The organism is Lederbergia graminis, from assembly GCF_042655485.1.
GTDB classification, from domain to species: Bacteria; Bacillota; Bacilli; order Bacillales; family Bacillaceae_C; genus Lederbergia; species Lederbergia graminis.
Map to the genome: position 1 here is coordinate 54,420 of NZ_JBHSMC010000014.1, position 16,193 is coordinate 70,612.

Genomic DNA, 16,193 nt, shown 5'->3' on the forward strand with positions numbered 1-16,193 from the left:
TGAATCATTATGGTTCAGTCTTTTTATGTTAGGAATAAATCTTAAGCTTTTCTTAAGAAATCATTTAAGTTCTTCTTATGTATTTCACAGTAAATTGATGGTAGAGCAATTTACGGAGATAAATACGGAGAAGAGGAGAATGATGATGGGAGAAAAAAAGGTTTATATTCTATTAACAGATACGGGTACAATACTAACAAAGTTAATTAAGCTATATACAAAAAAACCATATAATCATGCATCTATCTCGTTCGACTCTGATTTATCTAAGGTTTATAGTTTTGGTAGGAAATCTGTCAATAATCCGTTTATTGGTGGGTTTGTACAGGAAGATGTGTCGAGTGAATTGTTCGAACACGCTGACTGTGCTATTTATTCCTTAACTGTTACAGAAGAAGATATGGAAAAAATGAAACGATATATCGAAACAATAGCAAAGCATGAGGAGCAATATCGTTATCATTTTTTAGGATTGTTCGGTTTCCTTTTTAATAAGCCAATTGAAAGACGAAATGCATTTTTTTGTTCACAATTTGTCGCGTCTGTATTAAAGAAATGTAAATCAGTAGATTTTGAAAAGCCGATGGCACTAATAGCACCTGACGATTTTAAAAAGCAATCTAATATGCAACTAGTGTATGAAGGAAAGTTAAAAGCTTATCAGCATAAAAAAGTTACTAGAAGATGGGATTTTAATAGCGAATTTGTTTCTAATGTGTTGCCAATATAATTAGATTTGAAGGGAGAGTGTACAGTGAATCAAAACGCAAATATTTTAGTTGTAGAAGATGATAATGATATTAATCGTTTATTATGTCAAATAGTGAGAAAAAGTGAGTACCATGCACAGCCTGCTTATTCTGGGACAGAAGCAATGCTTTACTTGGAGCAGCAACATTGGGATCTCGTTTTGCTAGACTTAATGCTGCCTGGTATGACAGGAGAAGAAATACTGGAGAAAATAGTAGAAAAGAGTTCGATACCTGTTATCATTATATCGGCAAAAAACGAGCAACATACGAAAATATCTAGTTTACGAATTGGTGCAGATGATTTCATTTCGAAACCTTTTGATGTGGAAGAAGTATCGGCTCGTATTGAATCTGTACTGCGAAGATACAAACGTTCAAACGAAATGCCTAAGCAAGTATTAACCTATAAAGATATCGAAATTGATTTAGATGCGAAGACTGTATTTGTAAATAATAAACATATCTCCTTAACAGTACGTGAATATGCAATACTTGAACTCCTTATGTCATCACCGAAAAAGATATTTTCCAAGTCTAATGTATTTGAAAGTGTTTGGAAAGAGCCCTTTTATGGGGATGACAATACAATCAATGTTCACATGAGTAATTTAAGAAGTAAGCTCGCTAATGCCAATCGTGGAGAAGAGTATATTGAAACTATTTGGGGAATGGGCTACAGAATGAAATCTTAATGTTTTCTTAAGGTATCTCTTAAGTCTATCTTATGATTTCTATCTCATAATGAAATCATAGTAAACAAGGAGGTAACTTGAATGAGTGAATATATATTAAGAACCTATAATCTTTCTAAAAAGTTTAAAAACACCACTGCACTTCATGACATAAATTTATCTATTAAAAAAGGAGAGATATATGGGTTTATTGGCCAAAACGGGGCTGGTAAATCAACTTTATTACGAATTATTACTGGACTTTCTTTTCCTACAGCTGGATCTGTGGAGTTATTTGGTGAGGATAATCCACGAATGTTAACAGACGCACAGAAAAGAACAGGAGCAATTATTGAAAGTCCAGCTTTATTCCCAAATATGACTGCATATGAGAATTTAGAAGTCCATCGCTTGCAAAAAGGTATTCCGGGGAAGGAATGTATAAACAAAACACTGGAATTTGTCGGCCTCACGAATACGGGTAAGAAGAAGGCAAAAAATTTCTCGCTCGGTATGAAACAAAGACTTGGTTTAGCGATTGCGTTATTAAGTGATCCCGAATTTTTAATTCTTGATGAACCAACAAATGGGCTGGATCCAATGGGAATCGTGGAATTAAGAGAACTAATTAAGAAACTCAATCGTGAAAAGGGGCTAACGATTCTTATATCCAGTCATATTTTAAGTGAGCTTCATCAATTAGCTACTAGCTATGGGATTATTCATGAAGGAAAGCTGTTAGAGGAGCTCTCAGCAAAAGAGTTAGATGAAAAATGTAAGCAACATTTACGAATAAAAGTGGATCAAACAACAAAAGGTACGACAGTTTTAGAATCCCAATTATTAACGAAAGATTTTGAAGTGCTGTCAGATGGTACGATTAAGCTTTATCGCTATTTAGATGATGTGCGGAAAGTGTCTCGCACACTTACGGATAACAATCTTGTGATTGAACATTTATCTCTAAGTGGGGATAGCCTAGAAAACTATTTTTCAAAGCTTATAGGAGGGGTTCAGGCACATGATTAATCAACTCAGAACAGAATTTTACAAATTACAAAGGAATAGAGCCTTTTGGACAATTATATTAACGATTGCATGTGTAAGTGCCTTGCTCCATTATTTAGTGATTATTGATTGGTGGCATATGAGTGGAACTCCTTTTGAGCATGCAAATTTAAAAGAGTTTAACGCTATCTCTACATTTACTGCCCCTATTTTTTTCAATCTTATCATTAGTCCATTGGCAGGGTTTTATATATCGAATGAATTCTCACATAGTAGTGTAATAAAAAATCAAATACTAAGTGGCAGTAAAAGAAGTCATATTTATCTATCGAAATACATTGTCTTCACTTTAGGGTCAATGATAGTAACGATTATGATTCCAATTTTAACAGCAGTAATAGAGATTTTTTTACTAGGACATGGAGAAATATTTACTACTTCTAGTATGATGTATTTATTTAGAGCTTACGGATTATTTATGCTTCAATTTATGGGATATACAGCAATACTTGTTATTTTAGCAATTGTGACTCAAGATAATGGTAAAACAATCATTTTCTCTATAATTTTTACAATCGTTATGTACGTTATCGAGATGGCACCGGAACTACCGATTGTCGGAACTATATATAAGAACTCCATCTTTTATCAATTCAGTGCGGTTTTTGAGAGTTCAATGACGAGTGGTGAAATAATGAAAGCAATTATCATAGCCTTATTAACATTCATCATCCTTTTATCATGTGGACTAATGGTATTTAGTAAAAAAGAAGTCAAATAATAAGATGGTGAAAAAACATGCTATTTCTATCTTTAGGTGTAATCTCTATCATTGCTGCAATATACTTTTTCATTCGTTTACTCGTTTTTAAGAAAGAAGTAAAAAAAATGAGTGAGCAATTACGTAACTATAATAAGCAAAGCACAAATAAAAAGCTAGACATGGCACTTTTAGATAAGAATATGGAAGCAATGGGAGTAGAGATTAATGAGCTAATAGATTTGCATATGAATGAAAAAAGAGACAGAATCCGTTTTGAAACGGAATTAAAGCAAACGATTACGAATATGTCTCATGATTTAAGAACTCCTTTAACATCTATTTTAGGATATATTCAATTGGCTGAATCTGAAGATACACCTAAATCGAAACGGATGGAATATATTTCAATTGCAAAGGAACGGGCGAAAAGGCTTGAAGCATTATTACATGATTTCTTCGAGCTTTCACTTATTGAGTCTACTGAATACCAGCTTAAATCGGAAAGCTTTAGTATGAAGAACTTAATAATTGATGTGCTTATGAGCTTTTTTGATCGATTTAATGAAAGAGGTTGGGAGCCGGAAATTCAGATGCCGGAGAATGATGTGATCATCAATGCCGATAAATCTGCTGTAACGAGGATTATTGAGAATCTAATTTCCAATGCAATAAATCATTCAGATGGAAACATTAGCATTTCCCTTCAAGAAGGAGCATCTACAGTGAGGTTAGAGGTTATGAATGATGCTTATCGTTTAACAGAACACGATGTCGATCACTTTTTCGATCGTTTTTATAAGGCGGATCCATCACGTTCAGGAAAAAGTACTGGTTTAGGCTTATCCATCGTGAAAAGCTTCATGCAAAAGATGAATGGTAAAGTGACTGCAACATTAAAGGATGGTAAATTAGCCATAACATGTGAGTGGAAAGTATAAAAAGGGAGCGGAGTCTATAGGATTTCGCTCCTATTTGTTTTTGAGCCGTTTTAACTATGTAATATTTGTCACAATCTCTAGTATGATAAAGGAACATCATAAAATACTGGAGATGAAGGCATGAAAGTAAAAGCAAAATGGATTTTTGGATTAATCATTTTTATGGTACTTCTAAGTGGCTGTACAAGTGGTAATAAGGAAAACAAATCGAAAGCAGATAAATCATCGAAAACAACTGAACAAAATGAAGATGTAAAGCAATTGTCATTTGAAGATTATACAACAGAAGCAGTAAGATTACGTTCTGAGTTTTCTGCAGCAATCAAAGCATATGGAGAAGTTCGTCAAACTCCAGGAACAGATGAGGAGGAGTGGAGCAAACAGTCTTCTGAAAAAATAAATGACATTCGAAAGGTATTGAATGAAATTGCTATGATTGCACCCCCAGATGATTATAAAGAAATAGGAGAAGCGCCTTCGGCTGCAATAGAGGAGTACCATAAAGCATTAGATTTATTTGAAGAATCCGTAGAGAAAAGGGACGGTCAACTCGACATTAAAGGTTTAGATCATCTACAAACTGGCCAAGACTATTGGAATTATGCTTTCCGTTTACTCTCGATTAATAATCCACTTCCAGTTGAAGGCAGTGACGGTACAATTGATTCTCAGGATTTGAAGGATTTAGACTTAAATGCTGGAATTGATCGTGATAGTGTTCTGATGAATGTTTCAAAGGATGGAAAAGAATTAATTGGTCATTGGGGATTCTTGAATGAGGATGGATCACCTAATATCAGTATTGTATTGCATGCAGATGGAAGTTATGAGGGATACGGAAATGGGCAATTCCCTAGCAAAGATAATGCATTTGAAGGTTCTTGGGAGTGGAATTATATTAAGGGCATTCTCACTTTTCATCATGATGCACGTTATAATAATGGGGAGAAATTAAAAATAGGCGAGTATCGTGAAAAAATGACGATGGAGCTCCAGCGCTATGACGAGAAAGGCATTCAACTTTTTGACTTAGAATCAATGGCTACCTTTGCCTATCAAAATTTAGATGATAAGGTAGAAAACTAGAAAGCAGATGGGGGCCTAAATAAGCCCCCATTATGCTGCTTGTGTTTCTTCTTGAGGCTGTTCTTTTATTAGAACCCCTCCGATTAAGCCAATTAAAGAAAAAATTGCAGGGATGATGAGACCATAATGATAGCCCACAATGCTTGGTTCATGTTGAAAATGGTCTAATACTTTTCCAAAAATGCTTGGTAGCAGTACTGCACTTAAAAATCCTCCGGTATTTGCAAACCCTGACACAACGCCAACGACCTTCAGATCAAAAGACTTGCGCACGACCGCAAATGTTAGAGAACTTGCTCCATTCCCATAGCCAATCAATAAAAAAAGAATAAGAAGTAGGTAAAATGGTGGTTTGCCTTCAAATAAAAATAAGACAACCCAGCTGATAAAAATAATGACATGTACAGTAACGTAAGGGCGTTTAATAGATCCTAAACGGCCTGAAATCCATGTTGTTAAAGGTGCACCAATAAGGGCGCCTACAAGTCCAATCATAATTAGCTGACTTGCATTAGAACGAGACATGTCATATACATGCATTCCATACGGAACCGCCCATGAGCCGATAAATCCAACATATGTACCTACTAGTCCAAAATGGCAGAAAAATGTTGCCCATGCTTGCCGGTTAGAAAAAATACGCTTCAATAATACAAAAGTTTTTTCGCGATTGCCATCTGAAGTATCGACAGCAATAACTTGGTAATTAGGAATAAATTGTTTTGGCTTTCTGACTAACACGAAATAAAGGAGACAGCCACAAAGACATAAGATGATTCCTACTGTAAAAAAGCTTGCTCTCCAACCTGTTAAGTCTATCCATAGCGAAAAAGGAACGGTCGCCATTAAGAAACCAAGACTCCCAGACATTCCAGCTAGCCCAAGTAATCCAATAAACTCCTTTACCTTGAACCATTGGCTTAAAATTAATACTAAGTTAACCCAAATGGTCGCATCGCCAATTCCTACTAATAATCTAGCGACAAGTAGTACATATTCATTTGGTGCCATACTATATATTAACGTTCCTATCCCATTCAGTAATGTCCCGATAATTAAAAATAAGTTTGGACCATACCGATCAGACAAAATTCCAATTGGAATTTGTAAGCTAGCATAAGCTAAAAATTGAATGCTTGTGAGCAAACCAATCGTAGAAGCAGTAACTTGAAAGTCTGACATCAATTGATTTGTAATTAAACCAGGAGCTGTTCTTTGCGTTACGATTAAGAAATATGTAAATAATACCGTCGCAAAAACAACCCACCTATACCTACTATTTTGTTTTTCCATCCATAATTCTCCTGTACAATAAACTCCTATATAGTATACTCCTTAATTAAACGAAAGAAATAAAAAAGATAGGCATGGCTTATATTTCCATCCTATCTTGTTTTGGTGCCAGGCACCTGTTTTATTTTCTTTTTCGTATCATGTCAAATGGTTTTACGGGAGCATTGACTTTCATTTTCACTGTCATCATGGCCCTTGGAGCACGGTCTATAGGGTTTCCATCTTCATCCCATAAGGAATCAATTGTTTGATATAGATGTGTAAATCCAGGGCCATAAAATTCAATGTCGTCCCCGATTCCAAAATTATTTCGTTGTTGTATTGTGGCTATTTGTGTTTCTTCATTATAATCTAACACTTGGCCAATGAAGGTATATGCTGGTATTTTTCGACGTTCTCCAAATAACTGCTCTTCTTCTGTTGGTGTCCCATAATAGAATCCAACTGCTAATTCACGCTGGGCTACTTTCCAGAGCTCGTCTTCCCATTCTTGTTGGAATTCATAGTTATCAGGATCATTGCAGTAAGTATCAATTGCTTGGCGGTAGACGTTAGTGACAGTTGAAACATAATGTATCGATTTCATACGTCCTTCAATTTTCAAACTATCTATGCCATTCTCTACTAGATCAGGAATATGACGGATCATCGACATATCAACTGCACTCATGGAAAAGGCTTCTTCAGGTTCACCAGCTAGTACCGAATTCCGTACATCTGGCAAAGGCATTTCAAATAGACCGTATTTCCAACGACATGATTGTGAGCATCCACCCCGATTGGCATCACGCGCAGACATATGGTTCGATAATGTGCAACGACCAGAATAGGATATACACATTGCACCGTGAATAAACGCTTCAATTTCTACATCCGTTTTTTGACGAATTTCTTTAATTTCTTCCATGCTTACTTCTCGCGCTAAAACAACACGTTCTAGTCCTTCAGAATGCCAAAAGTTTAGAGTCTCATAATTAGTGGCAGAAGCTTGTGTCGATAAATGGATTGGCAATCCCGGTGCTTCCATCGCGCATATTTCTATAAGGGCAGGGTCAGAAACAATCACTGCGTTAATACCAATATCTCTTAGTGTTTTAAAAAATTCACCAGCACCATCTTCATCGCCTTCGTGTGTTACCATATTTGCTGCTACATATACTTTAGCATGATGTTTTTTGGCAAATGCTACTCCTTCACGCATCTCATCGAACGTAAAATTGCCAGCGCGGCTTCGTAGTCCGTATTGATTACCACCAATATAAACAGCATCTGCACCATAGATTATTGCGGTTTTTAATTTTTCTAGTGTTCCTGCAGGAGCTAAAACTTCTGGTTTTTTCATTATCTTCCTCATTATTATCCCCTCACTATTGAACATCCTCTGGATTCTTTAAGAAAAACCCTTCGTCCAACGATCTTTCCTTTGGATGAAGAGTGATAAGTCGATCGTTTAAACGCTGCATGAAGTCTGTTGACCACTTGCCATTCTGTATAGCTTGTTTTGCTTGTACAAAAAGTTCAGCAATTTCAACAAACGCTTCTCCACGAGTAAAAATTCCATCGAGCTTCCATTGTGTGATCCCAGCTTCTGTTAAATCCGTTAAGTGTGGCATAAGATTTATATCATTTGTTGCAAATATATGCGTTCCATTCATATCTTCATAAATAGAATAGTGTGTGTCTGGTTGCTTAGGTTCTGATATAAAGAGACTTTTTGATGGTTCTTCTGTTTTTGTGAAATTAAAATAATTTTTCACGAGCGGCCGTTTTGAATGATGGATACAAGTAGCACCATATACTAATATTTCAACAGGAACTGTCACTTGTGCTCCGATTGCTTTTAATTCCTCAAATGTAATTTCTCTTGCTAGAACAGCACCGAGGGCTCCACGTTTTGCCCAAAAGTTCACCTGTTTTGCACTTGTAACCAATGTATGCCCATCATAAATGTATGGAATTTTTAGATGGTATTTTTGAAGTAAATGAATAACCCCAGGGTCGCCAACCGTAATTTCGTCAACTCCTATTTCCTGTAAAAAATGCAGGTATGGAACAACTTTTTCAATCCTATCGTTATGTATTAATCCATTCACTGCCACACAAACGCGTTTATTTTGTTCATGTGCAAAATCAGTAATTGCGATTATTTCTTCCCGCGAAAATGATGTAGGCAGCCTCAAACCAAATTCATCTTCCCCAATATATAAAGTATCAACACCGGCCATGACCAAAGCCTTCGCTTGCTCAACCGACTCAGCAGTCACAATCAACTCAACCATTCCAATACCTCCTCAATCATGGTGCCAGGCACCCGAACAACTCCAATACAATTCAGAATATTTCTGGTGCCAGGCACCAAAACAATTCGGAATATTCTAGGTGCCTGGCACACAGGTTTAAGCTATCATAATTTGTGTTTTTTTAATGTGATTTTTGTCACTTGTAGTGGGTTGGATTGGTAGGACTTGTTATGGGTATAAGCATAGTAAAAGGCCATATTGAATATTCAATATGGCGGTTGGGATAAGATGGTTTTTGCAAAATGATGCTTGTTGAATTTTTTTCCTCATGGGTGTTCATTGGCAAGCTTTCTCCCTACTAAATGAATAGAGGAAATTGCTTATATTGTCATAATGATGATTAATATTCATTTGAAATGGTATAAATTAAACAACAATACTCTACTGAAGTTATGTAATAATATATTTTTTTACAATTATTATCTAGAATTACAACGTGCTAAACAGTATACTCTAAAATTGAACAGAGTTTTTATATAAGAGATTGGAGAGATTTGATGGATTCAATTTTGCTCGAATATGGTTGGGCATTGTTGATATTAATTGGACTAGAAGGATTATTATCAGCAGACAATGCCCTTGTCTTAGCAGTCATCGCAAAACATTTACCAGAAGATCAGAAAAAGAAAGCGATTAATTACGGGATTATGATGGCTTTTGCTTTTAGATTCATCGCTCTTTTTGCAATTTCTTTCATTGCAAATGTTTGGCAGATACAAGCGATAGGAGCTGCATATTTACTTTACCTTGGATTAAAGCACATTATTCAAGGACGATTAGGTAAAGGAAAAGAGAAGCCTCATGAAGAAGAAGAAAAAGAAGCTGCTGGTAAAGGTTTTTGGCCTACAGTAGGTAAAATCGCATTAGCTGACCTTGCTTTTGCAATTGACTCCATATTAGCTGCGGTTGCTCTTGCACTAGGTCTACCAGACTCACCACTAGGCGATTTTGGTGGCATGGATGGTGGTAAATTTATCGTTGTGCTCTTAGGCGGAGTTGCAGGTCTTATCTTAATAAAATTTGCTGCAACTTGGTTTGTACAGCTACTTGCAAAACGACCAGCATTGGAAACAACTGCTTATGCAATTGTTGCCTGGGTAGGAGTAAAACTAGCAGTAATTACTCTTGCCCATGAGGATATTGCTGTCTTGGATCATGATTTTCCTCATGGTACTACTTGGACATTAATCTTTTACGGTGTATTGGTAGCTATCGCATTATTAGGTTGGTTTGCACCTAGCAATAAAAAGAATGCTATTGACTAGGAACTTGCAGTAAAAGTTTGTTCATGTATTTTAGTATAAATAATTCGATTACTTGGATGCCAAAAATTAAGCCGAGAACCCAGCTGTTAGACAGCTTAAGTATGCCGATGTGATAAAACCAATAGTTAATACAAAATAGGCTAAAAATGAACAGGGCCTGCCAAAACCAATGGACCCTTTTAACAACGAGTAAACTATAAATAATCGAATCGATGAAAAAGTATAAAGTGATGAAAGCAAAATGTCCTCTTATTGGATCTTCAAACCAATTAACATTGAAAATAAACAGTTCGAACAATGCAGCTAAGTAAAAAGTCAATGTGCCTTGGATGGCAACATTAGTGAAATAAAGTATGGAAAAACGTAGTTGAAACCAGTCAAGATGGTTTTGAATCAAACGCCATATCCATTTGCCAAGATAGAAGTTGATCAACAAGCCAATAGAGGTATAGATTGTTTTCCACCAAAAATGTTGATATATATCAAGATGTAAAAATAACTCTTCTATACATGCAAAACCAAGGATGATGAATATAATCCACCAAAAACCTAAGTTGAATACTGCTATCAATACCGCAACAGATGGTACAATGAATCCATTTGATATATTTGCGCCGAGAATATTGTCAAAGTAGTTGTTACTAAATATTTCTGGATAATACTCATAACTTTTGAAAATAACCAAAATCACATACTCGAACAAAAAAATTAATCCAATGATGCATAGGAAAAATGGGACAACCCTTTTATTGGAAGCTTTTACCCATGAAATGATAAAGATTATGATGCTAATAACCACGAGCGCAAGGAATGGAAGAAAGTTCGGAATAACCATTCACCCTTTCAATTCATAAGGTAAATTTTCCTTGTATATGTAATATGTACAAAAAATATACTGTTTATGTAGAATAGTGTGGGTGCCAGGCACCCACACTATTCTTAATATTCTTCATATGTGGCCGGGTTTTGGTTGTTTATTCTTCCTTCTATACGTGTTAATTCATTTATTTGATGCATTTCATTTTCATCTAGTGCAAAATCAAAAATTGATATATTTTCAAGTTGTCTAGAAGGAGTCGCTGATTTTGGTATGGATACTGCTCCAAGCTGGTAATGCCAACGCAAAACAACTTGTGTTACTGTTTTATGATGTCGTTCAGCTATCCCTTGAATTATCTCATTTTCGAGAATGGCATTTGCTCTAGCTAATGGACTCCATGATTGTGTGACGATATTATTTTCTTGATGCCATTTTCTTTGTTGTTCTTGATTAAAGAATGGGTGTAATTCTATTTGATTGATGCTAGGCATTACCCCTGTTTCTTTCTCTAAGCGTTCCAGATGTTCCGGTAAGAAATTGCTAACACCAATGGAACGAATCAATCCCCATTTCCTCGCATCAATCAATGCTTGCCATGCCTCCACATAAAGATCTTGCTTTGGATTTGGCCAATGAATAATGTATAAATCATAATAATCTAGATTTGCACGGTATAAGGACTCTTGGATGGTTGTCACTGCTTTATCATAGGAATGATACCGTCCTGGTAACTTGGAAGTAATCGTTAATTGATCTCGTGGAATTGAACTCCTTCGTATCGCCTCACCAACAGTTCCTTCATTTTCATAATTGTAAGCTGAGTCAATTAAACGATAACCGATATCAATGGCATGTTTAATAGCAGTAGCTCCCGCATTTCCCTTCATGCTATATGTTCCTAGCCCTATCGCTGGTATAGTATAGCCGTCATTAAGGGTCATTTCTGGAATAGATGTATTCATCAACAAAATCACTCCTCTCATTTACTAAAAGGTTACCATAAATAGGAACTAACTTCCTGAATCATGCTGTTAGTGAAATTAAGAAAAACTTAATAATTATATTTGATTCTGTTAATATTACCCTATCATAATAGTACCTGGCTAAATGTGAGAGGGTAGTGATAGATGTGTCTATAAAAAAACGACTGCTGATGTCTAATATCGCCATGATCGTAATACCCGTAATAGCATTTTTTTTCATCGAAATAATTATGGGTTATTTGCTATTCGTTGCTTTTAATGGTGATACAGAAGGAGAACATTTTGAACTGTTTTTGCGCCTAAGGTTTATTGGGATGCTAGTTGTATTAGTTATAACGAATGGTTTATTAACATATTTCGTAGCAAGGAGTATCATTAAGCCGATTCAACAATTATCAGAGGCAGCGAATAAAATATCAGAGGGAAATTTGAACTTTGAGCTTACTGTAAAAGGGAAGGATGAAATTAGCCAATTAGCTCTTATGTTTGAAACGATGCGAAAAAGGCTAAAGCAGACGGAAGAACTGAATCAACAATATGAAAATAATCGGAAAGAGTTAATAACGAGTATTTCTCATGATTTAAAAACCCCTATTACTTCCATAAAAGGATATGTAGATGGTATTAGGGATGGCGTTGCAAATACCCCAGAAAAAATGGAGAAGTATATGGATACTATTTATTCCAAAGCAAATACCCTCGATCATATGATTGAAGAACTATTTATGTATTCAAAGCTAGATTTGAAAAAAGTACCTTTTCACTTTGAAAATATGGATTTGAGGTCGTATTTAGAGGATTTTATGGAGGAACTCCGTTTTGACATGGAAGACAAAGGTGGATCCGTCCATTTTCATGTGGAGGAAGATAAAAAGTACATCATAAAAGCGGATCGAGATAAAATAAATCGGGTGATTACTAATATAATTGAAAATAGTTTAAAATACATGAACAAAGATAGACCAGAAATTAACATTTTTCTAAAATCAGAGCAAAATTTTGTCAAAGTGCAAATAAAAGATAATGGAAGTGGCATTGATCAACAATCCATCTCTCGTATTTTTGAACAATTTTACCGTACAGATAATTCTAGGAATTCATCAACAGGTGGAAGTGGAATTGGTTTAGCTATTGTAAAACAAATTATGGAGGGACATAACGGTGAAGTGTGGGCTGAAAGTGAAGAGGGAATAGGTACGAGTGTGTTTTTTACACTTCCTAAAGCAGGTGAAAATGAATGAAGAAAATATTAATCATTGAAGATGAAGAAAGTATTGCTGAATTAGAAAGGGATTATCTTGAAGTAAATGGCTTTGAAAGTGATATTGTTACGACAGGAGAACAAGGGCTTCAAAAAGCTATTACTCAGGAATATGATTTAATATTACTTGATTTAATGTTACCAGGAATTGATGGATTTGAAATTTGCAAACAGATACGGAAAGTAAAAGATATTCCGATTTTAATGGTAACAGCAAGAAAAGAAGATATTGATATCATTAGAGGATTTGATCGTGGTGCAGATGATTATATTGAAAAACCATTTAATCCGAATGAACTAGTAGCTCGTGTAAAGGCACACTTGGCAAGGTATGAACGACTAGTCAATCGAAATCAGCCAAAGCAGGAAATTCAAGTAAAAGGATTGTGTATTGATCAGGAGTCAAGGAGAGTATTTTTAAATGGTGAAGAAAAAATTCTAACAGCAAAGGAGTTTGATTTATTAACCTTCTTAGCATTACATCCAAATAAAGTCTTTAGTAAAGAACATTTATTTGAACGAATATGGGGAATTGATTCGATAGGAGATATAACGACTGTAACTGTCCATATTCGAAAAATTAGAGAGAAAATAGAACAAGATCCCTCCAAACCTGAATTTATCGAAACAATATGGGGTGTTGGTTACCGCTTTAAATAAGTCCACTTTTCGTGGGCTTTTTATTTTTTTGGCTCTGTTAAAGTTCATTGTTGTTAAAAACTTAGTTGATTGTAGCGGATGTACACGAGAATCCTGCGGGAACAGCACGAGCCAAAGATCCACTTGGCAAAGCGGTATTCTTTGCCAAGTTAGCTGAGGCCGTGCCCGCGGAAAGCGAGTGTACAGGAGCGAAAATCAACAACAGAGTTTAACAGAGCTATTTTTTTAGAGTTACTTAATAATTTTTTAAGAAATAGCTAAGAGGTAGTTTAGAAAGGGAGAGTAATCTATAGACAGTGATAGAGATAACAAGGAGTTGAAAAAAATGAATAAGCACATGGTTTCAAAAGGAAATCAATTTGGACGAATCATATATTTTATCTTGCTGAGTGTTTTCTTCTTAACTGTCGTGACTCAATTCTTTCTCGCTGGTTTAGCGATTTTTGTAGATCCAATCAATTGGTCAAGGCACACGACACTCATTCATTTAGTAGGGTTTAATATTCCACTATTTTTATTATTGTTTGCATTTATAGGTAAGCTACCACGATGGGCGTACTGGAATATTTTTGGCTTACTGGTGGGGGTGTTTGGGATGTATTTTACAGCCAACATTACTGCTTCTATCCGGTGGCTAGGTGCGCTTCATCCTGTACTAGCGATTTTATTATTTATAATCTCGTATCAAGGTATAAAGAAAACAATTAAATTAATGTTTATAAAAAAGGGAGAGGAATAAAATGAGAATATTTTTAGCAATTATTATCGGTTTAATAGGTGGATTTGTGATAGGAATAGCTTTGTCCAGTATGATTGGAATTATCGGCATGACCATATTTAATGAACCAATCGGAATTAAATATTTATCGTACTACACAGCAATTCTCTGTGCGATTATACTACCAATTGTCGACCATAAAGGAAGAGTGAAATTTGAAAACCAATGATGTGAGTTGTGTGGGTGCCTGGCACCCACACAACTCCTAAACAATTCAGAATTATAATTTAATTAGTAATGCTCCGTGTGCAGGTAGTGTTTGATTGGATAGGGTGATTTTTTCGTTTTCCCAAAGGTTTAGTACTTCTTCTTCGAGCGGTACGATGTTACTCATTATGCTCGCATCGACTTGCTTTTCTTCATCGGATGTATTGAATATAGCAACGTACTGATCTGTTTCACTCTTTGCTTTCCAAACAACCCATGTACGATCCCGGTACACTTGACGTTGGTAATTCAGTTCCTTATACATTTTTAATACTTGTTCATTCGTTATTAATTTTAACGTCCATGGGTCTAAGTCAGTTAATTCCCCGCCGAACATTAATGGTGACTGCATGATCGTCCATAAAGACATTAAAGTAATTTGTTCGTCGTGTGTAAAACGAGTCCAGTTATCGCCACCACCACCATCAACAGCTCTAATACCAATATGTCCTAGTGGTAACATATCGCAATCTGGCCAGTTACCTGGTCGAACAAATGGAGCCCATTTAGCTGCCCGTTCAAACATTGCGTATAAAGATCTCCAATGATCCCAGAAATCATCCGTCATCCGCCACATATTCGCATTATCTTGAAGAAAAGCACCATCTCCAATTGCAGCTGGTCCTGGCGACAAGGATAATACAATTTCTCTGCCTGTTTTATCAATTGCTTTGCGAATAGCTGCTATTTCTTTATGGTGTGCACTTTTGTAAAGTTTTGAATCCGCAATATCATCGACCTTAATAAAGTCTACACCCCAAGAAGCATATAACTCTAATAATGAATCATAGTATAGCTGTCCTTCAGGCATATCTACATTGACACCATACATATCGGAGTTCCATGGGCAAATATTGTTCAGTGCAATATCCCGAGCTCGCTTATCTGTTCCTTTAAGGGCCGTGTTTTGATGGACTGCTTGTCTAGGAATACCTCGCATAATATGAATCCCGAATTTTAAACCTAAGCTATGAATATAGTCACCTAATTCTTTGAAGCCTTTTCCGTTAGCTGAACTAGGAAATCTGTTTTCGGCAGGAATTAACCGTGAATACTCGTCCATACAGAGTGGAACGAAAGGATGGTATCTTGTAGAATCTGCAGTAGGCTCAGACCATTGAATATCGACAACTATATATTCCCAACCAAACTCTTTCATATTTTTTGCCATATAATCGGCGTTTCCTTTAACTTCTGCTTCTGTAACGGATGCCCCGTAACTGTCCCAACTATTCCAACCCATTGGTGGTGTTTTTGCAAAATCTAAAAATGACATATAATAATTCATTCCTTTCTATACTTTTCATGTAAGCTACTGTCATATATTCTATATTTAATAGGAAAGTCATGTGTAAAATGAAAAATCATTAAGTAAGCATATGTCATAAAAAGACGCATTTTTTTGGAG

General features: G+C 35.7%; 17 protein-coding genes. 11 read left to right on the top strand and 6 right to left on the bottom strand.

Annotated elements, in window-relative coordinates; all coding sequences use genetic code 11:
• The first annotated feature begins 145 nt into the window (after positions 1 to 145).
• From ACFPM4_RS10435 to ACFPM4_RS10460, 6 genes are all read left to right on the top strand, one after another.
• Positions 146 to 730, top strand: a complete 585-nt coding sequence (locus tag ACFPM4_RS10435) for a hypothetical protein (RefSeq protein ID WP_382351109.1) — start codon at positions 146 to 148, stop codon at positions 728 to 730.
• A 24-nt stretch (positions 731 to 754) separates the two neighbouring features.
• A complete protein-coding gene (locus ACFPM4_RS10440) occupies positions 755 to 1,444 on the top strand; it encodes a response regulator transcription factor (protein WP_382351112.1) in 690 nt (229 codons plus the stop codon).
• 81 nt (positions 1,445 to 1,525) lie between these two features.
• The gene (locus ACFPM4_RS10445; RefSeq protein ID WP_382351115.1) at positions 1,526 to 2,452 is read left to right on the top strand and encodes an ABC transporter ATP-binding protein; all 927 of its coding nucleotides are present in this window, start codon (positions 1,526 to 1,528) and stop codon (positions 2,450 to 2,452) included.
• A complete protein-coding gene (locus ACFPM4_RS10450; RefSeq protein WP_382351118.1) occupies positions 2,445 to 3,212 on the top strand; it encodes an ABC transporter permease in 768 nt (255 codons plus the stop codon). Before ACFPM4_RS10445 ends, ACFPM4_RS10450 begins: the two co-directional genes overlap by 8 nt.
• A gap of 17 nt (positions 3,213 to 3,229) precedes the next feature.
• The gene (locus ACFPM4_RS10455) at positions 3,230 to 4,132 is read left to right on the top strand and encodes a sensor histidine kinase (RefSeq protein WP_144922817.1); all 903 of its coding nucleotides are present in this window, start codon (positions 3,230 to 3,232) and stop codon (positions 4,130 to 4,132) included.
• 120 nt (positions 4,133 to 4,252) lie between these two features.
• On the top strand, positions 4,253 to 5,218 hold the full coding sequence (locus ACFPM4_RS10460; protein WP_382351122.1) for a DUF3994 domain-containing protein: 966 nt from the start codon (positions 4,253 to 4,255) through the stop codon (positions 5,216 to 5,218).
• A 30-nt stretch (positions 5,219 to 5,248) separates the two neighbouring features.
• Here ACFPM4_RS10460 and ACFPM4_RS10465 read toward each other — a convergent pair whose 3' ends face one another.
• The 3 genes from ACFPM4_RS10465 to ACFPM4_RS10475 form a co-directional block, all read right to left on the bottom strand.
• Complete coding sequence (locus ACFPM4_RS10465; protein WP_144922811.1) at positions 5,249 to 6,511, bottom strand: MFS transporter; 1,263 nt, start codon at positions 6,509 to 6,511, stop codon at positions 5,249 to 5,251.
• Between the two features lie 121 nt (positions 6,512 to 6,632).
• The gene (locus ACFPM4_RS10470; RefSeq protein ID WP_382351126.1) at positions 6,633 to 7,865 is read right to left on the bottom strand and encodes a peptidase U32 family protein; all 1,233 of its coding nucleotides are present in this window, start codon (positions 7,863 to 7,865) and stop codon (positions 6,633 to 6,635) included.
• Positions 7,866 to 7,878: 13 nt separating this feature from the next.
• Complete coding sequence (locus ACFPM4_RS10475; protein WP_382351129.1) at positions 7,879 to 8,790, bottom strand: peptidase U32 family protein; 912 nt, start codon at positions 8,788 to 8,790, stop codon at positions 7,879 to 7,881.
• 518 nt (positions 8,791 to 9,308) lie between these two features.
• Between ACFPM4_RS10475 and ACFPM4_RS10480 the strand changes: the two genes are divergently transcribed.
• A complete protein-coding gene (locus ACFPM4_RS10480) occupies positions 9,309 to 10,076 on the top strand; it encodes a TerC family protein (protein ID WP_382351132.1) in 768 nt (255 codons plus the stop codon).
• On the opposite strand, the gene ACFPM4_RS10485 is transcribed toward ACFPM4_RS10480, so the two are convergent.
• Both ACFPM4_RS10485 and ACFPM4_RS10490 read right to left on the bottom strand, forming a co-directional pair.
• The gene (locus ACFPM4_RS10485; protein ID WP_382351135.1) at positions 10,066 to 10,911 is read right to left on the bottom strand and encodes a hypothetical protein; all 846 of its coding nucleotides are present in this window, start codon (positions 10,909 to 10,911) and stop codon (positions 10,066 to 10,068) included. The genes ACFPM4_RS10480 and ACFPM4_RS10485 overlap by 11 nt on opposite strands.
• 104 nt (positions 10,912 to 11,015) lie before the next feature.
• Positions 11,016 to 11,858, bottom strand: a complete 843-nt coding sequence (locus ACFPM4_RS10490) for an aldo/keto reductase (protein ID WP_382352041.1) — start codon at positions 11,856 to 11,858, stop codon at positions 11,016 to 11,018.
• Positions 11,859 to 12,049: 191 nt separating this feature from the next.
• Between ACFPM4_RS10490 and ACFPM4_RS10495 the strand changes: the two genes are divergently transcribed.
• From ACFPM4_RS10495 to ACFPM4_RS10510, 4 genes are all read left to right on the top strand, one after another.
• Positions 12,050 to 13,120, top strand: a complete 1,071-nt coding sequence (locus tag ACFPM4_RS10495; protein WP_382351138.1) for a sensor histidine kinase — start codon at positions 12,050 to 12,052, stop codon at positions 13,118 to 13,120.
• Positions 13,117 to 13,800: a response regulator transcription factor gene (locus ACFPM4_RS10500; protein ID WP_382351141.1), complete on the top strand. Its 684-nt coding sequence runs from the start codon at positions 13,117 to 13,119 to the stop codon at positions 13,798 to 13,800. The genes ACFPM4_RS10495 and ACFPM4_RS10500 overlap by 4 nt, the downstream gene beginning before the upstream one ends.
• A 325-nt stretch (positions 13,801 to 14,125) precedes the next feature.
• Positions 14,126 to 14,539 (top strand): DUF6220 domain-containing protein, encoded by a 414-nt coding sequence (locus tag ACFPM4_RS10505; RefSeq protein ID WP_382351144.1) that lies wholly within the window; start codon positions 14,126 to 14,128, stop codon positions 14,537 to 14,539.
• A gap of 1 nt (position 14,540) precedes the next feature.
• Positions 14,541 to 14,747 (top strand): DUF5957 family protein, encoded by a 207-nt coding sequence (locus ACFPM4_RS10510; RefSeq protein ID WP_382351147.1) that lies wholly within the window; start codon positions 14,541 to 14,543, stop codon positions 14,745 to 14,747.
• A gap of 51 nt (positions 14,748 to 14,798) precedes the next feature.
• On the opposite strand, the gene ACFPM4_RS10515 is transcribed toward ACFPM4_RS10510, so the two are convergent.
• Positions 14,799 to 16,061: an alpha-galactosidase gene (locus ACFPM4_RS10515; RefSeq protein ID WP_382351150.1), complete on the bottom strand. Its 1,263-nt coding sequence runs from the start codon at positions 16,059 to 16,061 to the stop codon at positions 14,799 to 14,801.
• Between the last annotated feature and the right edge of the window lie 132 nt (positions 16,062 to 16,193).